General features: G+C 67.6%; 24 protein-coding genes. 13 read left to right on the plus strand and 11 right to left on the minus strand.

Features of this window, described 5'->3' with window-relative positions:
• The 4 genes from B118_RS29065 to rfbB all read left to right on the plus strand — a co-directional run.
• A partial coding sequence (locus B118_RS29065; protein ID WP_033660650.1) for a dihydrofolate reductase family protein occupies positions 1-413 on the plus strand: 413 nt, incomplete at its 5' end.
• Between the two features lie 372 nt (positions 414-785).
• Positions 786-2,018: a class I SAM-dependent methyltransferase gene (locus B118_RS29070; RefSeq protein ID WP_080645075.1), complete on the plus strand. Its 1,233-nt coding sequence runs from the start codon at positions 786-788 to the stop codon at positions 2,016-2,018.
• Between the two features lie 10 nt (positions 2,019-2,028).
• Entirely contained in the window at positions 2,029-3,390 is a 1,362-nt protein-coding gene (locus B118_RS0123600; protein WP_028188897.1) for a nucleotide disphospho-sugar-binding domain-containing protein, read from the plus strand.
• Between the two features lie 179 nt (positions 3,391-3,569).
• Positions 3,570-4,577 (plus strand): dTDP-glucose 4,6-dehydratase, encoded by a 1,008-nt coding sequence (gene rfbB, locus B118_RS29075; RefSeq protein ID WP_018812491.1) that lies wholly within the window; start codon positions 3,570-3,572, stop codon positions 4,575-4,577.
• Here rfbB and B118_RS31180 read toward each other — a convergent pair.
• Positions 4,523-4,963 carry a VOC family protein gene (locus tag B118_RS31180; RefSeq protein ID WP_033671716.1) on the minus strand — a complete coding sequence of 147 codons (441 nt, stop codon included), beginning with the start codon at positions 4,961-4,963 and terminating at the stop codon, positions 4,523-4,525. The genes rfbB and B118_RS31180 overlap by 55 nt on opposite strands.
• 269 nt (positions 4,964-5,232) lie before the next feature.
• Here B118_RS31180 and B118_RS32240 point away from each other — a divergent pair, with 269 nt between their 5' ends.
• Both B118_RS32240 and B118_RS33265 read left to right on the plus strand, forming a co-directional pair.
• A complete protein-coding gene (locus tag B118_RS32240; RefSeq protein WP_027646409.1) occupies positions 5,233-5,511 on the plus strand; it encodes a hypothetical protein in 279 nt (92 codons plus the stop codon).
• Between the two features lie 484 nt (positions 5,512-5,995).
• The gene (locus B118_RS33265; RefSeq protein ID WP_238324128.1) at positions 5,996-6,310 is read left to right on the plus strand and encodes a hypothetical protein; all 315 of its coding nucleotides are present in this window, start codon (positions 5,996-5,998) and stop codon (positions 6,308-6,310) included.
• A gap of 7 nt (positions 6,311-6,317) precedes the next feature.
• Here B118_RS33265 and B118_RS0123630 read toward each other — a convergent pair whose 3' ends face one another.
• Together B118_RS0123630 and B118_RS0123635 are read right to left on the minus strand one after the other, a co-directional pair.
• The gene (locus B118_RS0123630) at positions 6,318-7,286 is read right to left on the minus strand and encodes a WYL domain-containing protein (protein WP_026270914.1); all 969 of its coding nucleotides are present in this window, start codon (positions 7,284-7,286) and stop codon (positions 6,318-6,320) included.
• A gap of 231 nt (positions 7,287-7,517) precedes the next feature.
• Entirely contained in the window at positions 7,518-8,192 is a 675-nt protein-coding gene (locus tag B118_RS0123635) for a nucleoside/nucleotide kinase family protein (RefSeq protein ID WP_018219250.1), read from the minus strand.
• Between the two features lie 319 nt (positions 8,193-8,511).
• Here B118_RS0123635 and B118_RS0123640 point away from each other — a divergent pair, with 319 nt between their 5' ends.
• A complete protein-coding gene (locus B118_RS0123640) occupies positions 8,512-9,132 on the plus strand; it encodes a YdeI/OmpD-associated family protein (protein WP_018823389.1) in 621 nt (206 codons plus the stop codon).
• A 34-nt stretch (positions 9,133-9,166) separates the two neighbouring features.
• Here B118_RS0123640 and B118_RS0123645 read toward each other — a convergent pair whose 3' ends face one another.
• Positions 9,167-10,048, minus strand: coding sequence for a helix-turn-helix transcriptional regulator (locus tag B118_RS0123645; protein WP_028193568.1), 882 nt, complete (start codon positions 10,046-10,048; stop codon positions 9,167-9,169).
• Between the two features lie 153 nt (positions 10,049-10,201).
• On the opposite strand from B118_RS0123645, the gene B118_RS0123650 reads away from it, so the two are divergent.
• The 5 genes from B118_RS0123650 (at position 10,202) to B118_RS0123670 (ending at position 14,560) form a co-directional block, all read left to right on the plus strand.
• Positions 10,202-10,927, plus strand: coding sequence for an alpha/beta fold hydrolase (locus B118_RS0123650; protein WP_028193569.1), 726 nt, complete (start codon positions 10,202-10,204; stop codon positions 10,925-10,927).
• A gap of 105 nt (positions 10,928-11,032) precedes the next feature.
• On the plus strand, positions 11,033-11,884 hold the full coding sequence (locus tag B118_RS0123655; RefSeq protein ID WP_028193570.1) for an ABC transporter ATP-binding protein: 852 nt from the start codon (positions 11,033-11,035) through the stop codon (positions 11,882-11,884).
• Entirely contained in the window at positions 11,881-12,714 is an 834-nt protein-coding gene (locus B118_RS0123660) for an ABC transporter permease (RefSeq protein WP_018219245.1), read from the plus strand. Before B118_RS0123655 ends, B118_RS0123660 begins: the two co-directional genes overlap by 4 nt.
• Positions 12,672-13,928 carry a sensor histidine kinase gene (locus B118_RS0123665; RefSeq protein WP_026270912.1) on the plus strand — a complete coding sequence of 419 codons (1,257 nt, stop codon included), beginning with the start codon at positions 12,672-12,674 and terminating at the stop codon, positions 13,926-13,928. The genes B118_RS0123660 and B118_RS0123665 overlap by 43 nt, the downstream gene beginning before the upstream one ends.
• Positions 13,925-14,560, plus strand: a complete 636-nt coding sequence (locus B118_RS0123670) for a response regulator (RefSeq protein WP_018812480.1) — start codon at positions 13,925-13,927, stop codon at positions 14,558-14,560. The genes B118_RS0123665 and B118_RS0123670 overlap by 4 nt, the downstream gene beginning before the upstream one ends.
• Positions 14,561-14,604: 44 nt before the next feature.
• On the opposite strand, the gene B118_RS0123675 is transcribed toward B118_RS0123670, so the two are convergent.
• The 7 genes from B118_RS0123675 to B118_RS0123705 all read right to left on the minus strand — a co-directional run bounded on the left by B118_RS0123675 (position 14,605) and on the right by B118_RS0123705 (position 20,337).
• Positions 14,605-15,072: a hypothetical protein gene (locus tag B118_RS0123675; protein ID WP_028193571.1), complete on the minus strand. Its 468-nt coding sequence runs from the start codon at positions 15,070-15,072 to the stop codon at positions 14,605-14,607.
• A gap of 39 nt (positions 15,073-15,111) precedes the next feature.
• Positions 15,112-15,780 carry a response regulator gene (locus B118_RS0123680; RefSeq protein ID WP_018219241.1) on the minus strand — a complete coding sequence of 223 codons (669 nt, stop codon included), beginning with the start codon at positions 15,778-15,780 and terminating at the stop codon, positions 15,112-15,114.
• Positions 15,768-16,925, minus strand: a complete 1,158-nt coding sequence (locus tag B118_RS0123685; protein ID WP_028193572.1) for a sensor histidine kinase — start codon at positions 16,923-16,925, stop codon at positions 15,768-15,770. The genes B118_RS0123680 and B118_RS0123685 overlap by 13 nt, the downstream gene beginning before the upstream one ends.
• A complete protein-coding gene (locus B118_RS0123690; protein WP_028193573.1) occupies positions 16,922-17,653 on the minus strand; it encodes a YqeB family protein in 732 nt (243 codons plus the stop codon). The genes B118_RS0123685 and B118_RS0123690 overlap by 4 nt, the downstream gene beginning before the upstream one ends.
• Before the next feature lie 217 nt (positions 17,654-17,870).
• Complete coding sequence (locus B118_RS0123695; RefSeq protein ID WP_028193574.1) at positions 17,871-19,133, minus strand: MFS transporter; 1,263 nt, start codon at positions 19,131-19,133, stop codon at positions 17,871-17,873.
• The gene (locus B118_RS0123700) at positions 19,130-19,720 is read right to left on the minus strand and encodes a winged helix-turn-helix domain-containing protein (RefSeq protein WP_028193575.1); all 591 of its coding nucleotides are present in this window, start codon (positions 19,718-19,720) and stop codon (positions 19,130-19,132) included. Before B118_RS0123700 ends, B118_RS0123695 begins: the two co-directional genes overlap by 4 nt.
• Before the next feature lie 251 nt (positions 19,721-19,971).
• Positions 19,972-20,337: a GNAT family N-acetyltransferase gene (locus tag B118_RS0123705; RefSeq protein ID WP_238324130.1), complete on the minus strand. Its 366-nt coding sequence runs from the start codon at positions 20,335-20,337 to the stop codon at positions 19,972-19,974.
• A gap of 103 nt (positions 20,338-20,440) precedes the next feature.
• Here B118_RS0123705 and B118_RS0123710 point away from each other — a divergent pair, with 103 nt between their 5' ends.
• Positions 20,441-21,178: a class I SAM-dependent methyltransferase gene (locus tag B118_RS0123710; protein ID WP_028193577.1), complete on the plus strand. Its 738-nt coding sequence runs from the start codon at positions 20,441-20,443 to the stop codon at positions 21,176-21,178.
• Positions 21,179-21,630: the final 452 nt, after the last annotated feature.

Here is a 21,630-nt window from a genome sequence, read left to right on the forward strand (position 1 = left end):
GTGTTGCCGACGACAACTCCGCCTTCGAGGCCGACCGCGAATTCTCCAAGATCTACAACGTGGTCGACAAGGTGGTCGTCTCCGACCACGCCTCCCCGCCGCCGGCCGACCACCCCTGGGCCGACAACACCCGCATCATCAGCCGCGCCGACGCCCCCACCGAGATCGCCAAGCTCAAGGAACAGGACGGCAGGGAGATCGTCACCTGGGGCAGCCGGACCACCTGGAACGGACTCCTCCAGCACGGCCTGATCGACGAAATCCACGTACTCCTCGGCCCAGCCGCCCTCGCCGGCGGCACCCCGCTGTTCGAACACCCGGTCTCGCTCCGACGCCTCGGCGTACGCACCTTCGACAACTTCGACACCGTCCTGGTCCGGTACGCCGTACAGCAGCCATCCAGACAGCGCTGACCCACCCGCCCGTCGCCGCGGCGACCCACACCGGCTCTGGGCGCTACCGCGGCGCCTTCCCGGCGAACCGCGGTCCGACCGCGAGGAGCTCCTCGCGGTCGGACCGCGGTTCGCGCCGGAGAACCCGGGCTACGACAAGCCTTCGCGGGCCGCGGACTCTCCGCGCGCCAACCGCCACACACTAGTCTCGGCAGAGACGGGATCAGCGAGCAACGAGCACCAGAAGGCACCAGCCCCTCCTCCGGCACCGCCGCTGGTTTGCTATCCGAACCGCTCGAAATCTCCGGGTAGACCGCAATCGTGAGGATGCCGGCGGCAGTAGCGTCACGATACAACTGACAAGACATAAGTCCGCCTCTACAAGGAGATATTGTGGGTGATGACATAACGTTTTGTCAGACTTGCCGAGATGTCCCAATCATCGAATTCCTGTCACTCGGCGAACAACCCGCCTGTAGATTCCCGGAAACTCAGGAGGAGGCCCAAGACGAACAGACCTGGCCACTGGATCTCGGGTTCTGCCCACAGTGCAGCCTGGTCCAGGTGATGGATCCGGTGCACGAGCGAGTCCTCTTCTCGGGCGAATATCATCACCTCGCTGGGCTCACCAAAGGCTTCCGTGAGCACCTGGGTACGTTGGCCGACGAACTAGCGGCACACCAGGACTCCGATCCGGGGCGTCGTCGCGTTATCGAGATCGGCAGCAACGACGGAAGCCTGTTGGACGCGCTGGCCGAACGCGGCTTTGAGGTCCTTGGTGTTGATCCGTGTGGTTCAGTGTCAGCAAAGGGTTCCCCGGTTGTCACCGACTACTTCGGTTCGGAGGTCGCCAAGAAGATTGTCTCCAGCTCCCGACCGGCGAACATCGTGGTGGCCACCAACACGTTTGCCCATGTCACGAACCTCCACGACTTCTTGGAAGGCTTATCCACGATTCTTGAGAGCGACGGGATGTTCGTGTCCGAGTCGCACTACCTACCGGAGCTACTTCACTCCCTGCAGTACGATTTCGCCTACCACGAGCACTCACGCTACTATTCGCTGACCGCCCTCCAACACGCCTTCGGAATGCATGGGCTCGAAGTCTTTGATATCGATCTCGTCGATGCTCACGGCGGCTCCATCCGAGTCTACGCTGGATTCAGGGACGCCCACGAGATACGCGAATCTGTCACCAAACTTCGGCGCGAGGAAGATGCGCTGAAACTCACCTCCGAGGCGACCTACCGGCAGTTCGCCGCCCGCGTTGCCGACCACCGGGATCGCTTCCGCACGCTGGTTAGGAATCTTGCCAGCGACGGATCCCGGATCGCTGGCTCGTCCTGTCCTGCCCGAGCGGTTACCCTGCTCAACTTTTGCTCCCTGGGACCGGGGGACATCACCGCCGTCTCGGAGATCAGTCCGCTCAAAATTGGCCGCATCTTCCCCGGGGTCCACATCCCAGTGATCTCTCAGGAAGAGCTCTGCGGTCCTGAGCAGCCGGACTACGCCATTCTGTTCTCCTGGCATATCCTGGACGAGCTGAGATCCCGGCTACGCGAGGAGGGATTCCGCGGGAAATTCATCGTTCCATTGCCCGAGCCCCACGTACTCAGCGAGCCGTAAGGAGCATTCGATGCGGGTAGTATTCGTCATGTGGCCGGCGGCCGCCCACTTGTATCCATTCGTTCCACTCGCGTGGGCGCTCAAGGCCGCCGGGCATGAGGTCTGCGTCGTCTCCCACGCCCCCATCGCGGAGTCGACCGCGTCGATGGGGCTGACCCCGGTCTCGTGGTGCGACCCCAACAGCATGCCGGTGCCGATGGGACCAGGCCGCCCCTACCCGGAGGAGCGCGCCGAACTGGCCCGCATCACCGAGGCCATGGCCTTCGGGCCCGACGATCCGGACCGCGAGCACTGGGATGTCCTCACGCAGTTCTACCTGCCTTCCATGTGGGACTTCATCCCGTTCAAGGGAAGCCCTGCCGAGCCGATGCCCGCAATGGACGGCTTGGTGGAGTTCGCCCGGGCCTGGAAGCCGGACCTGGTGCTCTGGGATCCGTGTATTCCCGGTGCGGCGGTCGCGGCCCGGGTGAGCGGCGCGGTCCATGCCCGCTGGTGGACCGCGCCCGACGTGTTCTGTCGCAGCATGGACAGGTTCGCCGAGGTCATCGGCGGGCCCGGTACGCCGGCGGTAGAGAACCCACTGGCCGAGACCGTGCGGCCGTTGGCCGAGCGCTACGGCGTCGAAATCGACAACGAGTTGCTGTACGGGCAGTGGACCGTTAACCAACAGCCACCGGCGGTCGGGCCGGAGGTGTCCGCTCAGACTTTGGCGATGCGGTGGATTCCACACGCGCAGCAGGAGCTCATGCCGGACTGGATGTACCAGGCGCCGACACGACCACGGATAGCCGTATCGCTCGGCCTCTCCGAACGCATGTTCATGGAGGGGGGCTGGGACCACATTCCGGTCCTGTTGGAGGCGCTGTCGACCCTGGACGTCGAGGTCATCGCCACGTTGAACAAGACTCAACTCGGTGCGGTCTCCACAATCCCGGACAACGTTCAGGTGTTCGACTACGTCCCGCTCAACCAGCTAATCCCGACCTGTTCGCTGCTCATCCACCATGGCGGCATGGGCACTGTCATGCCCGCGGTGGCGAACCGCGTACCGCAGCTCGTACTCGATTTCGTCGGCAACGAGATCTCGGCGACCGCTGTGGGGGGTAGGATGGGTCGGTCCCGGTACAGCCTTGGTCCCGCCCTGTCCCGGCAACTGGCGAAGACCGGCGCTGGACTGATCATGGATGTTAGCAAGCCGTCCGTCACCGAGATGCGGGAACAGATCATGCGGGTGCTGACCGAGCCTTCGTTCCGACAGGGTGTCACGCGGATGTACGACGATCTGCTGGCCACTCCGAGTCCCGCCGAGTTCGTGCCCATCCTGGAGCGGATGGTTGCCCGGCATCGGCAACCGGAACCTGCGTCACACTGACCTGCCATGCCCGAGTGGCCGGCCGGCAGATCACTCAACGCGGCAGCGAAGACCGGCTCGACGGCGGTGGCGGTTTCGTTCAGAGGCAACCGCCACCGTTGGGTCGCGGACAGGACCCGCAGAGCTGCGTTCCATCCGGCTCTGCCTCCGGGCGCTTCCGGCTTCGAAAGGGGCGAAATATGCGCTTACTCACCATCGGTTCCGCTGGCTTTATTGGCTCGAACTACGTCCGGAATCTACTGTCTGGAGGCTACGGAGACACCACCGTTCAGGTCACCGTACTCGACAAACTCACGTACGCGGGAAGCCTGGAGAACCTCGCTCCGGTACGGGACCATCCAGGGTTCACCTTCGTGCGAGGAGACGTCTGTGACGGGCAGCTGCTCGCGGAGTTGATGCCCGGTCACGATGCCGTTATCAACTTCGCTGCCGAGACCCATGTCGACCGCTCGATTGCCAGCGCGGATGCCTTCGTGCAGACCAATGTGCTTGGTGCCGCCAACGTCCTGCAGGCAGCGAAGAACGCCGGGGTGCCGCGGGTCGTCCACGTCTCGACGGACGAGGTCTACGGCTCGATCGACTCTGGCTCATGGACGGAGGAGAGCCCCCTCCTACCCAATTCCCCCTACGCTGCGGCCAAGGCGGGCGCCGATCTACTGGCCCGCGCGTTCACTCGTACCTATGGAATGCACGTGAACGTGACCCGGTGCAGCAACAACTACGGGCCCTACCAGCACCTGGAGAAGCTCATCCCCCGGTTCGTGACCAACCTCCTGCGCGGAAAGACAGTTCCGCTGTACGGCGACGGGCTGCACGTGCGCGACTGGCTACACGTGGATGACCACTGCCGGGGCATCCAGTTGGTGCTTCAGCATGGACGGCCGGGTGCGGTCTACAACATCGGCGGCGGGCAGGAACTGACGAACCGCCAGCTGACCGAGCTGCTGCTGGAGGCCTGCGACGCGAGCCCGGAGCGGATCCGACCGGTGCCTGACCGTCCGGGCCACGACCGCCGCTACTCCCTCAATGACGACAAGCTACGCGCTCTCGGCTACACCCCTCAGATCCCGTTCCGGGAAGGCCTATCCGCAACGGTCGCCTGGTACCGCGACCACCGCCAATGGTGGCAGCCTCAGCTGAGTGGCTCTGCCAGTGCGACAATGACTCCGGCAGGGCCGCGCAGGTAGCAAAGCCTATATTGGTCTTCATATTCGGCTACTTCCCCGACAAGTTCGGCGCCGTGGGCCCGTAGGCGGAGAATCGCATCTGCAAGGTCGTCCACAGCAAACATGATCCGCCGAATGCCCAACGTTTGTGGCAGTGCGGTTTCCGGATCCGCGCTGATCGCTGCCGGTCGGTGGAACTTCGTCAATTCAAGCCGACCATCGCCGTCCGGAATCCGCATCATGGCAATCTCCACCCGGACGTCGTCGAGCCCGACGACCTGGTCCACCCAACGCCCCTCAACCGGGCTCCTATCCTCCAGTTCCATTCCGACTTCGGCGAAGAACCTGACTGCAGCCGCAAGGTCGTCAACGACGACACCAACATGATCCATTCGCAGAATCGCCATAATTTGCACTATAGGGGAAAGATGTTCAACTAGTTGGCTAACACCCTATTTCTTAGGATCGGAAGATCACGTCGGACAACGCCAGATGCCCGACCCGAGCCCCGTCCACCCCGGGGTTACCGCGTTGACACTCAGAGCATCCATCGATCACACCCAGTATCTACCGACAAGCTGCAGGTAGCTTCGGGGGTGGACGTGGAATCGAGTCGCTCGTACGGCCTCTCGGCCGCCACGAGTCGACGCTCGCGGGCGAGTCCTCGCCACAGCCCGTGGACGAGGTGCTCAAGTCCGCCAAGAAACAGGCCAAGAAGAACGACGCTTACCGCTACCGCAAGCAACCCACACCGGCCCGGATCGGCCCAGGAGTACGGACCAATCCGGCCCAGGTCTTGCATGAACTGGGCACAGCCACCACACTTCTGGACGCCTCACCGCTGGCACAGGTGGCCCCGCCACTGGGCCCACGTCCGATACTGCGCCACGCTGAGCTCAACGCCACCCGCATCCAGCCCGAGGGTAGGGTGCAGCCGCGTGGCGGTCCGAACTGATGTTCAGGCGTTCCATGACTCCGTTCCCTCCGCCGTGCGCGAGGCGTCGGCCCGGCTACTCTCCGCTGCTGGCGTCGGATACCTGGAACTGACCGGTGGTGGCATCCAGGCCGTGGCCCAGACCGCGGTACCGCCGTGCAGGCATGGGTCGGCATCGTAGCCGGCAACTTCACAAGTGAGTGCGACTGCGGCACGGCCGGCGAAGACCCCTGCGCACCTGCGGTCGCAGTCGCGTCTACCGCCTTCGACAACGACGTCGCTTCTCCGGTGCTGCCACCCCACCCAGCGCCCGCTCGGTGCAGCCCGACCAAGTACCTGCGGGCGGTGCAACGGCTGGCGCCCCGACAGCTGGCCAACCTCGTCGCGGGCACGCGGTCCGCGACCGCCTCTTCGCCACCCGACTGTTGGCTGAGGCCAACAGGACTTCCGGGCCGTCCTCCATGACACCTCGAACGCAACCACCGGCAGATGGGAGATTGCCGACGTGGAGGCCGCTGGTCACCGGCTGGCCGCCGAGGTCGAGATCCTGTGTGCTCGGCCTGCCAGTCTTGCAATGCTCGACCTGGTCGAGGAGGCGATCCTCGTCTGGGATGACCTCTCCGGGCACCTCCGCGACGCCTACCACATCGCCCGGACCGAACCGGAAGGGATCATCGATCCGCTCCTATGTGCCTACAGCGGTCTGTGTGACAGCCTCGACCTCGACCCGGAGGAAGTCACCAACCGGCTGAACCGGCTCATCGAACGCTGCCACTACGAACTGGACATCAGCGGGTACATCGACCTCCCCAGCGGATAGGCGGGAGTCAACCTTCGGGTGGTGGCTGCCCAACCGCCGCGCGGTGGAACCGCGTCGCGAGGCGATCGAACGCCACCGCGAGTTCGTCTCCGTCAATCACCTCAAGGTCGAGGTCGAGCTGTGTCAGCCACAACGCGAGCCGGTCGGGGTGGTCGGAGCCCAGCACGACCTGGCAGGTGAACTCGTCAACCACCTCGATGTCGACCGGGATGCGGATCTTCGCGGCGACCTTGGCGGCGGGTGCATGTACGAGTACCCGGGCGCGGTACGTCCAAGCCGCCTTGCTGACCCGTCCGACGACGTACTCGACGATGTCGTCCGCCGGAATCGCCCGCGGCTGAAACCGCACGCCCGTCGGTGCGTGCACCACCATGCGGTCTACCCGGAAGACCCGCCAGTCGTCCCGGTCGAGATCCCAGGCGAGTAGGTACCAGAGCGTCCCCCAGCTCACCAGCCGTTGCGGCTCGGCATGGCGAATCCCTTCGCTGCCGCCCGGCTTGGTGTAGCCGAAGCGAAGCCGTTCATGGCCGCGGATCGCGGCAGCGACCGCGCCGAGAACCGACAGGTCCAGCGGCGGCCGCGCCCCCGGAACAACGCTCGTCGCCTCCCGTACCGCCGCAACGCGCCGACGGAGGCGTGCGGGCAGCACCTGCTCCAGCTTCGCGAGCGCGGTGAGCGATGTCTCTTCGACACCGAGCCGCTGGGTCGCGACCGCACCCAGCCCGACCGCGACCGCCACCGCCTCGTCGTCGTCGAGCAGTAGTGGGGGCATCGCCGTGCCGGCGGCCAGCCGGTACCCACCCGCGATGCCCGGGCGCGAGTTCACGGGATAGCCGAGCGACCGCAGTCTGGCGACATCGGCGCGGACCGTCCTCGTGCTCACCTCCAGCCGACCGGCGAGTTCGGCGCTCGTCCAGTCCCGCTTGAGCTGGAGCAGTGACAGCAGTTCGAGCAGGCGGGCCGAGGTCTCCAACACGTTCCCCAGCATGTCAGCCATTGCGGAAGCTGCTGTGCCGCATTGACGATCCAGCTGTCTCATCACCGACGGCTGCCCACCGGTCACCAGGGACGACGGCGCCGGTCGAGATCATCTGGCCGACCCACTCGTCTCGCTGCTGGGACCGCCTGCTCTCGTACCCGGTGGGGCCCACCATCGCTGGCCGGTTGGACCAACGCGGTTCACGCTCATGGCCGCTTCGAGTACGGGTCAGCGTGCTTGAGTCTCCCAGGCCGGCAGCCGAGGCTCGTCGTTGTGTACAACGACATCGACGTGGTCGGTCGGACGAATCCTCGCGAAGTAGAGCTGTTGCGAGGGGATGTAACGCTCCCGCCAGCGTCGTTCGACATCGGCCCGGGACGACACCCGGCCTTCTCGGATCACGGCACGATCCACGGTCTTGTCAAGGGCTGTCGACACGAAGATGCGCAGGTCCCACCGATCGATCAATTCTGGGCGTAGGAGGAAGACGCCGTCGAAGACCAGCACGGCGTTGACGGGGGCGGTCATGACCGGTGGGGACAGCACGGAATCCGCGATGTGGTCGTAGACCGCGGGTTGGAAGCGTCGATCTCCGCCCGGGCCAAGCGGATCGAGCAGGACCCGGGTCAGCGCGTCGTGGTCGTGGGCGTCGAGGTAGCAGCCCTCGGCCGAGTACTCGCCCCGTCGATAGCGCTGCGCCCGAGGAACGACGAAGTCGTCGATCGTGGCGCGAATGACAGCGCGGCCCTGGTCGCGCAGGACGACGGCCAGCTCGTCGGCGAGGTTGGTCTTGCCGGCGGCGGGCGGTCCGTCGACAGCTACCCGCGTGGGGTGCCCGAGTGCGACGGATTCGACCGACTCAGCCAGGCGGCCAAGTAACTCGTCGCGGGTGCCATGCTCCATTAGTGTGCCCTGCCCTGCTCTCGCAACGGTGGACGCGTCGAACCGACTCTGTGCCCGTCCGCCACTCTCGCACGTCACTCTCCGAGTGAGCGACGGCTGGGACTGACCCGCGGTTACGGACACCCGAAGTCAGACGGCAGCTGGCGGGAAGAACATCCGGAGCCGGGGAAGCATGGGTGAGAAGCGGCCACGGCGCCGGGCACCGACAGGCAAACCGCGACGACCGCACGGTTAGGCGTGCGGGTGGATCACCCTGCCCTGCCTGTCCGGCGAGTGGCCGACGCGCTAGCAGCCCGGCGGGGCGGGTTAGCCTGCCGTCATGGCGAGCGCTGAACTGGACGAGTTGATTGTCGAGGATGCCGAGGCACTGCGCACGTGGTTGGCGACCAACCATGCTACGTCGCCGGGTGTCTGGCTCGCTCTGACCAAGAAAGGCGGCACCGCCACCACGTTGACGTGGCAGCAGGCGGTTGATGAGGCCCTCTGCTTCGGCTGGATCGACGGGCAGGGCCGGAAGCGGGATCAGGAGACATCCTGGATCCGGTTTACCCCGCGCCGGCCCCGCAGTTCCTGGTCGCAACGCAATGTCGGCCACGTGGCCCGGCTGGAGGCACAGGGGCGCATGATGCCCTCCGGCCGGGCTGCGGTGGAAACCGCCAAGGCAGACGGGCGGTGGGCGGCCGCTTACGCCCCGCCGTCGGAGGCCGAGGTGCCGGACGACCTACTCGCCGCCATCGCTGCCAACCCTGCCGCCCAAGCCATGTTCGACGTACTCACCAGGACCAACCGGTTCGCTCTCATCCAACGCCTTGCTGCCGTCAAACGGACGCAGACCCGCGAGCGCAAGATCGGCGAGTTCGTCGCCATGCTGGCCCGCCACGAGACAATCTACCCACAGAAGGCCACACCGCCGGCCTCGCCGCAATCGGCGACCTCATGACCCTGTGAACTGACCTGTTCCGTTCCTGCTAGCGCTAGTCGCCGGGCTGGGTGTCGGGCCGCGAAGGTGAAAGTGCGGTGCTGAAGCGGGCCGCGAGTGTGGCCACGGCGGCGCGTAGTTCAGGGCCTTCCTCGACTGAAAAGTCAAAGGGGACCGCGGCCAGCCACTCCTGGGCGTACATCATGGGGTTTCGGGTGCTGCCGACCAGGACGCAGCGGTCACCGTCGCGCTCGAGGCGGCCCATCGGCGGCCGGATCCACGGTGCCACCTGCGCCCGTGGCGCGTGGAACACCACACGGGTGGGGTACTCCCAGCCCGTGCCGAGCTTCTCCTCAAGCATGGCGACTGGATCCAGGGCGTCGGGCGGCGTATAGCTGTGCGGCAACTGTCGAGCGACCCGAATCCGATCGATACGGTACGTACGAATCGCGCCCGCGCGGTGTGAGTGGCCCAGCAGGTACCAACGTCCGTACCGTACGACGACGGCCCACGGGTCGACCTCAGCGTCCCGCTCCTCGCCGCTCTCGCCGCTGTAGGTGACCAGGACGCGGCGCCGGTCGGCGACGGCGGCGACCAGGGCGCTTGTGGTGGCGGGGGCAGGGCGAGCTGATCGCCGATCCGGGCTGGCCGAGACGTACGCCCACAGCGCCGCCGCCTGCCGTCCGACGCTCTCGGGCAGAGCCCGGATGACCTTGGTGAGCGCCGAACCGATGGGGTCGTCGGCGTCGATCGCGGTCGGCTGTCCGTCGAGCACAGCCATGACCAGGTTGAGTGCCTGTTCCTGGGTGAAGACGACCGGCGGTAGCCGGGTGCCGCGGCCCAGTCGGTAGCCGCCATAAGGCCCGCGGACCGACTCGATCAGGATGCCGGCCTCACGAAGGATCCCGACGTAGCGTCGCGCGGCCCGCTCCGTCACCCTAACCGGGCGGCGAGGTGATCGGCAGTCACGCCGGGACGTGCCTGCAGGATCTCGAGTGTGCGTAGGGCTCGGGCGGTAGGGCTCGGACCGGTTCGCACCACGAAAGATTACCGGAAGTAGAACGTCCGGAATCGCCGTTAGGTTGCTGCCATGACTACAGAGCAGATCGTGCTCCTGGGTGGCCTATGGCTCGACGGGTCGATGTGGAACACCGTCGGACACGAGTTAGCCCAGAGAGGCCGCCGCGCGGTACCGGTGACCCTGCCGGGGCAGGGCGACGGGAACAGCGCGGCGACGCTGGCCGACCAGCTGGCCGCGGTGCTGGCCGTCGTCGACAGTGATCCTGGCAAGTCCGTGGTGGTGGGGCACTCCGCCGCCTGCACCCTGGCTTGGATGGCGGCCGACGCGCGGCCCGAGCGCGTGGCCAAGGTAGTTCTGATCGGCGGGGTCCCCTCCGACGACGGGCGGCCGTACGCTGACTTCTTCGAGATCAACAACGGCGTCATGCCGTTCCCGGGTTGGGAACCGTTCGACGGGGCGGACGCGGCCGACCTGGATGAGCAGGCCCGGCAGGCCTTCGCAGCGGCGGCGATCCCGGTTCCCGAGCGCGTGGCCAAGGGCATTGTGCGGCTAACGGACGAACGGCGATTCAACGTCCCGATCATGGTGGTGTGCCCGGAGTTCACGCCCGCCGCTGCACAAGAGTCGATTGATGCGGGAGACATACCCGAGCTAGCCCGAGCCAAGCACGTTGACCTGATAGACATCGACTCTGGACACTGGCCAATGATTACCCGTCCCGCCGAGCTGGCACGAATCCTCGCCGAGGTCTCGCCGAGACCGCACGGCCGAGTTCCTGGAGCGCGCCGCGGCTAGCCTCGTTGTGATGCCGGCTGAATCCCGTTGTCCATCGATCGGTGGACAACGGAATTCAGTCGGGTGGTCGTCCCATACGGACTGCGGCGACAAGACCCTGGAAGCATGACCGAATCGCTCGCCGCACGAGTGCGGGGCCTGCGCAAATGCTATGGGCACAACCCGGCGGTCGACGGAATCGACCTCGACATCGTCCCCGGTGAGATCTTCGCGCTACTCGGCCCGAATGGCGCCGGCAAGACGACGACGGTGGAGATCCTCGAAGGCTACCGCCGCCGGGATGAGGGCGAGGTGTCCGTCCTGGGCGTTGACCCGCAGCAGGCTCCACGGAGCTGGCGGTACGGCATCGGCATCGTTTTGCAGGACGTCGCCGACCTGTCCGAGCTCACCGTCGGTGAGACGGTTCGGCACTTCGCCCGGTACTACCCCGACGCCGGGGACCCCGATCAGGTGATCGATTCCGTCGGACTGAGCGAGAAGACGCGGGCGCGGGTGCGCACGCTCTCCGGCGGCCAGCGGCGTCGGCTCGACGTCGCGGTCGGCGTCATCGGCAACCCGAAGTTGCTGTTCCTGGACGAGCCGACTACCGGCTTCGACCCCCGGGCACGCCGGCAGTTCTGGAGCCTGATCCGCTCGCTGGCCGCCGAGCACGGCACCACCGTCCTGCTCACCACGCACTATCTCGACGAGGCCGAGGCGCTCGCCAACCGGGTCGCGGTCGTCGCCGCGGGCAAGATCGTCGCCGAGGGGGACCCGGCGACGCTCGGTGGACGGGCCGGTGCCGAGGTCACCGTCTCCTGGGACGACGACGGTGTGCGCCGCACCGAGCACACATCGGATCCTGGTCCGCTCGTCGCCGACCTCACCAGCCGCCACGGCGGGACCGTGCCGGGCCTCACCGTGACCCGGCAAAGCCTCGAAGATGTCTACCTGGCCCTCACCGGGAGCGACCGATGACCACCGCACCGACCGCCGGCGCGCGCCGTGGGCCGTCGGTCGCCTACCTCGGCCTGCACCGCGGCATTGTCGAGCTCAAGGCCTTCTTCCGGGAGCGCGACGCCGTCGTGTTCACGTTCGCCCTGCCGGCCGTCTTGCTCGCGCTGCTCGGCGCACTGATCAGCGGGGTGTACGAGGGCAGCAGCGTCACCTCGGCGCAGTATCTCGTGCCCAGCATGGTCGCCGCCGGCGTCGCCTCCACCACATTCGTCAATCTCGGGATCAGTGTCGCCGCCGACCGGGCGGACGGCACGCTGAAGCGGCTACGCGGTGCGCCGACGCCCGCCGCGGCCTACTTTCTCGGCAAGGTCATCATGATGCTCGTCGTGACGGTCGCCGAGGTTGTCGTCCTGTTCGGAATCGGTGTGCTGATGTTCGACGTCACGATGCCGACCGACCCGTCGCGCTGGTTGACCTTCGCCTGGGTGTTCGTGCTCGGTGTCACCGGATGCACGTTCCTCGGCATCGCGGCGAGCAGCCTGGCCAGCTCGGAGCGCAGCGCCGGCGCGGTGATGAACCTGCCCTACATCGCGCTGTCGTTCATCTCTGGCATCTTCTACACGCCGATCAGCGCATTGCCCGAGCCGCTGCTCACGGTGGGCTCGCTGTTCCCGCTGAAGTGGATGGCCCAGGGCTTCCGTTCGGCCCTGCTGCCGGACACCATCCTCACCCAGGAGGTCGTGATGTCGTGGGAGCATGCCAGAACGGCGGTGGTCCTGGGCGCGTGGTGCATCGGAGGTCTCCTACTGTGCCGCACGACGTTTCGCTGGCGGGGACGCAGGGACGGGTGATCCCCGGCACCCGCTCCACAACAGGTCCGACCCCCCGCTCTGGCGCGGGTGGTGGATGGTGGACCAGCGACGTGGTGTGGGAGATCTACTACGTCTTCATCGCCGTCGCCACCGCTGCCCTCGTCCTGGGGTCCACGAACCGACCGGTCGCGGCCCGCGCCGGGGCGGTGGCCACGATCGCCGTGGCACTCGTCTGGTACGGCGCGTGGCGGCGCGTGCTCTCCGGCGGGGGTGGCGCCACCTGGCGCGGCTACGCCTACTTCGCCGGCGCCACCGGGTTGTTCGCCTCCGGTGTGGCGATGGCCAACGGTGTGTCACTGCTGCTGGCCATGCTGTGCCCGCAGGCGTACGTCATCCTGCCGCGCCGGCGGGCGTTCATCGCGGTGATGACAGTCAACGTCAGCTACCTGGCGGTGGTCCTCGCCGTCTCGCGTGATCTGGTCGCCCTGCTCGAGGCGCCGCTGTGGGTGGCGATGATGACGGTGGTCGTCTCGGTGGTGTGCGGTACCTGGTTCAGCCACGTCTCGGACCAGAACGACGACCGCGCCGAGCTGATCCGCGCACTCGAGGCCAGCCGCGCGGAGGTGGCACGGCTCAGCCACGAGGACGGCGTGAACGCCGAGCGGCAGCGCCTCGCCGCAGACATCCACGACACCATCGCGCAGGGGCTGTCCAGCGTGCTGATGTTGATGCAGGCGGCCGAGGCCGACCTCGAACGATCACCCGGGAAGGCGCGGCGGCACCTGGCCCTGGCGATGGACACCGCCCGCGACAATCTGACCGAGGCCCGGGCGCTGGTCGGAGCGCTCACGCCGGCCGCGCTCGACGACTCCTCGCTGGCGCAGGCGCTGCGCCGGCTCGTTGACCGCTTCCGATCGGAGACCGGCCTGCACGCGGAGTTCGCCGCCGACGTCACCGGACCGCCGCTGCCCAAGGCGCTCGAGGTGGTGCTGCTGCGTACGGCGCAGGAGTCACTCACGAACGTCCGCAAGCACGCCCGGGCCAACGCGGTGGTCGTACGGCTGGAGCACCACGACGGGTCGTTGGTACTGGAGACGCAGGACGACGGGTGCGGTCGGGCCACGACGGCGCAATCGGGAGGCTATGGGTTGGCAGCGATGCGCAGTCGCGTCGAGCAGATGTCCGGCACGGTGACGGTGAGCTCCGAACTCGGTTCGGGCACCCTGGTCCGGGTCGAGGTACCGGTCCGGTGATCTCGGTGCTGCTGGTGGACGACCATCCGGTCGTACGGGCCGGTGTCCGCGGCATGCTCGACGGTGAGCCGGACATCGCCGTCGTCGGCGAGGCCGCCTCCGGGGCCGAGGCGCTCACGTCGGCGCGGGCCCTGCGCCCGGATGTGGTGTTGATGGACCTCCGCCTGCCCGGCCTCGACGGCGTGGGCGCCACCAGCCAACTACGCACGGTGGCACCAGAAACGCGGGTCCTGGTGCTCACGACGTACGAGTCCGACGCGGACGTGCTGCGAGCCGTCGAGGCGGGCGCCACCGGGTATCTCCTCAAGGACTCCTCGCGCGCCGACCTGCTCGGTGCCATCCGGGCGGCCGCTCGGGGCGAGACGGTACTGTCACCGAAGGTCGCAACCCGGCTGCTGAACCGGATGCGGCACCCGAAGCAGGACGCGCTGTCCCCGCGCGAAGCCAACGTTCTGCGCCTCGTGGCGGCCGGTATGTCCAATCCGGACATCGGTCGAACCCTGACCATCACCGAGGCCACCGTCAAGACGCATCTGCTGCGTGCGTTCGCGAAACTCGGCGTCTCCGACCGCACGGCGGCAGTGACCAAGGCGATGTCGCTGGGGTTCATCCCACCCGACGCGGGAACCTGACGACCTACTTGCCTGCCGGTCTACCAACACTCGATGGGCTGCCCTCACAGCACACGTGGACCACCCGCTACGCCGTAGAACCAGTGCCGATCGGCCGAAGGCACCGCCGGTAGCTGATCCCGGATCAAACTCTCGACCGCCTCGGCGAGATCAGCGACCACATCGCCGGCTATCTGCTCATGCCCCCGCAGGAAGTAGGGCTCATCGTCGATCAGGTAGCGCTGAGCGGCCTCCGCAGATGTGACGATCCCATACCCACGAAGCCGGCGTCCTGCCGCCGCGACAATCGAACGGGCGTAGTCGCGCTGCTCGGTGTCCCACTCATCAGGCAAGGCGAAGAAACGGCTGGAGCCGACCCGCACCTGGGTGCGGAGGTCTTCCACCACCACGTCAGCCCGTGGTGGGCGCTGCCCGGGCGCCGTCTCCGCGTGCACCAGAGCGGCCTCCAGGAGCAAGATCCCCAGGCTGACGTCGTAGGCCCAGAACCAACGGCCCCCAAACCCGACCGGCACTGTCCTGCTCACTCCAGCCCCTCTCGTCCGTCTCGCCGCTCACTCCCGAGCCTGGTGAACAAGGATCGCCACCTGCACGCGGTTCGCACAGTCCAGCTTCGCCATGATCCGGGAGACGTACACCTTGACCGTCGCCACGCTCATGAACAGGTCGCCACTGATCTCAGCGTTCGACTGGCCCGCGGCCACCCCCTTGGCGACCTCCCGTTCCCGGTCGGTCAGGTGCGCCAACGCGGCCCGGGCGACCTTCACCTGGTCCCGGCGCTCGTCGTCGTCCGCCACCTGGACAACGTAGTCGATCAGTCGCTCGACGACGGCCGGGGAGAGCATCGGCTCCCCCGCCGTCACGGCCCGCACCGAATCCTGGATCTGCCGCGGTGGCATGTCCTTGAGCAGGAACCCATTGGCTCCCGCCCGCAGCGCCCGCAGGATATGGTCGTCGGTGTTGAAAGTGGTCAGCACGATCACCGCTGGCGGGTCGTCGAGCGATCGCACCGCCGCGGTGGCGGACAGGCCGTCCAGACCCGGCATCCGAATGTCCATCAGCACCACGTCCGGGCGTAGCCGCCGGGCGGCAGCGACCGCGTCGGCACCGTCCGCCGCCTCCGCCACCACCTCGATGTCCTCGGCCGCGCTGAGCACGGCCGACAGTCCGACCCGAACCAGCGCGTCGTCGTCCACGACCAGCACCTTGATCACGCCGACCACGGTAGCCACGCCTCCACCTGGAACACGACGCCCCCTTCCGGAACACGCCGCATGCCGTACGACAGTCGGCCACCGGCCAGCGCGACCCGCTCCGCCAGCCCGACGAGACCGGAGTGGCTGCCGGGAACCGGTGTGCCACCCGGGCTGGCCGGGGCGTTGCGCAGCCGGACCCGGACCTCCCGGGCGCCGGCGCGCTCCAGCAGAATCTCGACGGGCCTGCCCTGCGCGTGCTTACGCGCATTCGTCAAGCCCTCCTGAACCAACCGATAGATCGTCCGGCCGACGTGTTCGGATGGATCGCCGGTAGCTCGAAAGTCAACGCAGATCTCAGTGCCGGCGGCCCGCGCCTCGGCGACGAGCCGGGCAAGATCGGCTATTCCGGGCTGCGGGCGCAGCCCGTCGGTGTCGGTGCCGGCACGCAGCACGCCGAGGATCTCCCGGAGATCCTCGAGCGCCCGATGCGACTGCAGCCGAATGCCCGTCACGGACTCAGCGACGCCGGACGGCAGATCGGAACGGACCTCCAGCGCGCCGGCCTGCAGGCTCACCAGCGAGATACGGTGCGCCAGTACGTCGTGCATCTCTCCAGCAATCCGCTGCCGTTCCTGCACGCGCAACTGCTCGGCCCGCTCCTGCGCCTCGATCTCGGCCCGCTCGGCCCGCTCGTACAACCCAGCGATCGCCTCGTACCGGGCCCGCGTGGTGCTGCCCGCTGCCAGCACGAGCGACATCAACGCCACGTAGATCATATTGGTGTTGAAGGCGCTCAGTTCGGGAGCCGGAAACAGTACCGAGTAGGGGACGTAGATCAACAGGCTCGCCCCGAACGTCGCCGCCGTGGTGGACCAGCTGCGGAGCGCGCTTACCGTGTAGACGGCGATCAACACCGCGACGATCACCAGATCGGTGACGGTGAGCAGCAGGGCGAGCACCACCGTGACGGCGACCGGATACCGCCGCCGGAACCACAGTGTGACGGTGCCGAGCACCGCCAGGCCAAATGCCGCGTTCAGCGCATCCCCGGTGAGCTGGCCACGTTGCTCGGCCTCACCGGCGATGGCCAGCGCGCCCAGCGCCGAGACCGCCATCAGCGCGAGGTCGGCGAGGCGGTCCCGGACCGAAGTGGCCGGACGGGGAACGGTCACGACCGGACGAGCGGGCGCCAGAACTGATGCACACCCTCGTCCCGAATGACGTACCCCATCTTTTCCAGCGCCGCGCTCAGGGCGTGGATCTCGCGGTGCGCCTTGTTCTTCAGCGCCGACTGCCGGGCCGCGAGCACGTCGTTGGCCGCGGCCGGCAGTTCCGGGGTGGCGGCTGCCCAGGAGCGGAAGAGGTCAGCGTACGGATCGTGGTCGTGCCAGGGGTAGCCGTGCTGGCGGAACCCCGCGGCGATTGTCGCCTTCGGCGCCTGGTGTCGGTCCCGGACCAGCTGGCACGACCGCTTGTCGAGCACCACGAGCTTCTTGCCGTCCAGGAACACCGCCGACACCTGGTCGCGGGCGAAGGTACGGGTGTCGTCGTCCTTCGTCACCCGCAGCTCGGCATCGTCGATCGTTACCCGCAGCGACTCACTCACCACGACGAACGCCGTCACCACCGCGAGCACCAGCCAGATGGCGAGGTTCACGGCAACCTCCCACGGCCTGTCGATCCCGCCAACGAGCCAAAAGATCGGTTTGAGCGGCAGTGCCGTCTCCCAGCTCAACATCCACCGAGCCAGCGGCGGAAGGGAGAGCCCGACCAGGAGCACCAACCCGGGCAGGCCCAGGAACAAGGCGAGCCGGTCGGACAGGGGAGCCATCAGAACCGTCTGTCCACCGCCACTATCAGTACTGACACGAGGTCCCTCGCGGAACTCGTTGGTGGCCATTTCGCGCACCTTCCGACTCATCGGGCATCCCAGATATGACCCGGCTCGACCTTCACGCTAATCGGCGATCGACGGGCCGCACCAGTAGCCGATGGTTGAGCTCTCGATTGCTCGTCACAACCATCGACAGCCCCCGCATCACGCCTTTGACCTGCAGTTTTTCCGAGATCCGGCGAGACCTTGACAGGGATCCTCCAGCCGGCCTGTTTACTTTCGGCTAAACGTGGCGGTGCGCGGCGGAGAGCACGGCGCGGCGCAGTGCCGGGCTCGAGAGAGCAACGAGCCCGGCAGTTCCCGCGAGCGCAGCCCCGCTCAAGAACGCCGCCGCCGGCCCCCATAGCCCGGTGACCAAACCGGTGATCGCGTAGCTGACCGGAATGCCGCCAAAGCCGGCCAGGCTACTCAGACTCATCACCCGGCCCAGATACTGCGGCGGTGTGTGCGCCTGCAGCAGGGCCGTCCCGAGCGTGCCGGCCAGACCGACGCCTACGCCGAGCAGTAACGACGCGGCGACCGCCCACAGCCGGGTTGGGGCAGAACCGACAGCGGCGAGCGCAACCCCGGTCAGCACGGCGAGCGGGCCAACGAGCAGGCCAGCTCGGGGAAGGTGGCCGAGCACCGAAACCACCACCGCGGCCGTTGCGGCACCGATACCGAAGCCGCCGACGAGCAGACCGACCCCCGCAGCGCCCCAACCGCGTTCCTGGGCCAGCAGCGCGATGCCCACATTGAACGGGCCGGTGAAGCCCAACTCGGCGACTGCCGAGACGAGCAGAATCGTACGCAGCAGCGGCGACCGCGCGGCCACAGCCAGCCCGGCCCGGACCTCTCTCCCCATCCCCCGTGCTCGGCCGGTTTCCTCGGCGGGCTTGGCGACTAGGCCGGGGCGAAGCCGGACTGTGGCGAGGGCGAGCACCGAAACGGCGAAGGTGAGCGCGTTGAGCGCGAACGCCGCCGCGATCCCGGCCGTGGCCACGACCGCCCCGCCGAGCGGCGCACCAGCAACGATCGCGCCCCGCGCCAACGCCATCCGCATGCCTTGCAGCCGGGCGAGGTGCTCCGCCGGCACCAGGTACGGCGGCAGCGCCCCGACGGCGGGCAGGAACACCGCGTCCACCGCCCCGAACACCAGCGCCACCACGATCAGCACCGCGAGGGCTGGTTCGGTGGTGGCTGTGGCCACCGCCGCAGCGGCCATCACCGCGCAGCGCAGCGCGTCGCTGCCGAGCATCAGCCGCCGCGCACCCCATCGGTCCACCACCGCCCCGCCCAGTAGGAGTAGCACCAGCCGGGACACCGACGCGGTGGCCAGGACCAATCCGGCTCCACCGGCGCCGGCGACCTCGGCAGCGGTCCAAGCCAACGCCACGAAATAGACCTGATCGCCTACCAGCGACACGCCGAAACCCGCGAGCCAGCGCCGAACGTTCCCATCCCGGTAGGGAGGCGGTTGTCGGACCGCGACCGCCTCCCGCGTCACGGCTGGAACGGGAAGGCGTGCATGAACATCAGAACGTGTTTCCGGGCGGGCGCGTCGGGTCGGTCCTCGGCGCCGGCTCGCCCGCGCTCAGCCCACTTCCGCGCCACCGCCGTCAGCTCCGCGCTCAGCTCGGCCAGCTCTGGCGACGTGAGCCGAAGCAACGACTCGCTGGCGAGCGAGGCGTCGGTCCACGCCTCGCCCCAGGCGTCGTCCTCGTCGATCCACCGTTCGAGGCGGCTGATCTGATGGGCCAGTAGCTGGCGTTTGGCCGCGACCGCCACGCCCCGGGCCTGCGGATCCCCGGCGAACTCCGACCCCGCGAAGTTGAAACCCTCGTGGGTCTTGCGCCACCAGCGCTCCCGCCGATCACCGGAGCGGCGCGGCGCCTCCTCGATGAACCCGTGCGCGGCCAGTTCCCGCAGGTGATAGCTGACCAACGAGAGCGACTCGTCAACCAACTCGGCGAGCCGGGACGCGGTCGCCTCCTCTGCTGCGGTCAGCGCGTAAAACAACCGTAGCCGCAACGGATGGGTGAGCATCCGTAGCTCGGCGACGTTCTTGAGTCGCCGGCTCGATCCAGGTGACATGCATCGACCGTAGCAGCTCAAATACTTTTGTGTAAATCTTTGTCATAGTTGGCCTCCGGGGCGCCGACCACAGCCCAGCAGGCTCGGTTGCTGCCGAAGGGCATCGCCCTTCGCCCACCGCGAGCCGGTTGTCGATGGCGGGCCAACCACGGCAAACCCGAAATGTCTACGGCTTCGGCAAGCGCCGCCGCGGGATCAGTGGTCGAAGTACGGCGTCAGCTGACCGGAAGCCGCCGGCCTTCGGCCGGGGGTCAGCTCCTGCCGGCCAGCATCGACTTGGAGCACAGCACGTCCGGCAGCGGCAGGTAGCCGCGTGACTGCCAAAACTGCAACCCGGCGGCGTTGTCCGGCATGACGAGCAGGTTCGCCCTCGGGCAGTCCAACTGCCGAAAGCGGCTCTCCAGTTCATCCACCAGCCGGGCGGCGACGCCCTTCCGGCGGTGGGCCGGGTGCACAGCGAGTCGCAGGATCCAGCCCCGCCGCCCGTCAAATGTTTTCATGGTCATGGCCACCGCCTCGCCACCCAACTCGATAACCAGAAACAGCTCCGGGTCGCGGGTCAGTTTGGCTTCCAGCTCAGCGCGGGGCAGGACGTCACGACCCGTGGCTGTCCACACCGCGACCACACGCGTCGTAGTCGCTCCATCGGAACTGGCGTATGTGAACTGTCACAGCCGGTCTCCTTGTCGCAGGCACTGTTGCCGCGGTTTGCTCATCGACATGGCTCGCATCGCATACGACCGCACGGAGGCGGGTGCGTTCGCCTCGACCCGGCACCTCGGCGACCAGGAGGCCGACGAGTGGCGGGCAGCTGTGGCCCGGCACCTGGACCCGCGACCGGGCCTGCGGCTGGTGGACCTGGGCTCCGGCACAGGTAGCTGGGCCAAGGCGTTCTCCTCCTGGTTCCCCGGCATCGAGGTAACCGCAGTCGAGCCGTCAGCGGCGATGCGTGAACGGTCGGTATACCAACCCGTCCTCGCCGGCGACGACACCGACATCCCGCTCACCGATGCGAGCGCCGACGCCGCCTGGATCTCCACCGTCATCCACCACGTGCCCGACCTGAACGCCACAGCCCGCGAACTACGCCGCGTCCTGCGCCCCGGTGCGCTGGTCCTGATCCGGTCCGCGTTCGCCGGCCGGCACGAAGCGATCACGCTGTTTCGCTACTTTCCCGAGGCGATTCGGGTTCTGGACACCTACCCGAGCGTCGCCCAGGTCGAAGCAGCCTTCGCCGGTGAAGGGTTCTCCACCGTCAGCCGGGAGCAGATCCCGCAGATCACCGCCGCATCGCTACACGAAGCGGCGCACACCCTGCGCCGAGCGGCACACACCCCGCTGCAACTGATCACCGACGAGGAGTACGACAACGGCGTACACCGCCTACGCCAGGCAGCGCTCACCGAGACCGGACCGGTGATCGACGCCCTGGACCTGCTCGTACTGCGCAGAACATGATCGGGAGGAGCGGTGGGGCAATACCGCTCCACGCCGGTCTCGACGCCGATGCCCGGGACGAGGCGGTCGGCCGGTGGGTACTGGCGTCCTGGACCGCACCACGCTCGGGCCGGCCGCTGTACAGCGTGGACGGCAAACGTTGCGAGGCGCCGGACTGGCCGCCGTCCAGGTACGCCCAGGGCTCCGGCAAGGTAGCGATATGACCGTTGTGGCCGGTTGGGTGGGGACGCTCCGGATCATGGTGGTATAGAGACGGGCGCGGCCTTTCGATNATCATCCAGGTGTCGAGTCTGGGAAGATCAAAGAGGACCACGCCCGTTGGGATCATCATCGCTGATTGATGTGTTGGCCGTGCACGCGGACCACCTGGATGAGTCGTTGCCGGTCCAACGCCGGTCGAGCCTGGTCACGGCGTTGGCGGCAGTGCCGGACCGGCGAGACCCCCGCGGTGT

The organism is Salinispora pacifica CNR114, assembly GCF_000514775.1.
GTDB lineage: Bacteria > Actinomycetota > Actinomycetes > Mycobacteriales > Micromonosporaceae > Micromonospora > Micromonospora pacifica.

Coding starts and splice junctions, on each gene's coding strand:
- B118_RS0123600 (WP_028188897.1), top strand. CDS start 2,029: ATGCGGGTAGTATTCGTCATGTGGCCGGCGGCCGCCCACTTGTATCCA.
- rfbB (WP_018812491.1), top strand. CDS start 3,570: ATGCGCTTACTCACCATCGGTTCCGCTGGCTTTATTGGCTCGAACTAC.
- B118_RS31180 (WP_033671716.1), bottom strand. CDS start 4,963: ATGGCGATTCTGCGAATGGATCATGTTGGTGTCGTCGTTGACGACCTT.
- B118_RS0123635 (WP_018219250.1), bottom strand. CDS start 8,192: ATGGAGCATGGCACCCGCGACGAGTTACTTGGCCGCCTGGCTGAGTCG.
- B118_RS0123640 (WP_018823389.1), top strand. CDS start 8,512: ATGGCGAGCGCTGAACTGGACGAGTTGATTGTCGAGGATGCCGAGGCA.
- B118_RS0123650 (WP_028193569.1), top strand. CDS start 10,202: ATGACTACAGAGCAGATCGTGCTCCTGGGTGGCCTATGGCTCGACGGG.
- B118_RS0123655 (WP_028193570.1), top strand. CDS start 11,033: ATGACCGAATCGCTCGCCGCACGAGTGCGGGGCCTGCGCAAATGCTAT.
- B118_RS0123660 (WP_018219245.1), top strand. CDS start 11,881: ATGACCACCGCACCGACCGCCGGCGCGCGCCGTGGGCCGTCGGTCGCC.
- B118_RS0123690 (WP_028193573.1), bottom strand. CDS start 17,653: ATGGCCACCAACGAGTTCCGCGAGGGACCTCGTGTCAGTACTGATAGT.
- B118_RS0123700 (WP_028193575.1), bottom strand. CDS start 19,720: ATGTCACCTGGATCGAGCCGGCGACTCAAGAACGTCGCCGAGCTACGG.
- B118_RS0123710 (WP_028193577.1), top strand. CDS start 20,441: ATGGCTCGCATCGCATACGACCGCACGGAGGCGGGTGCGTTCGCCTCG.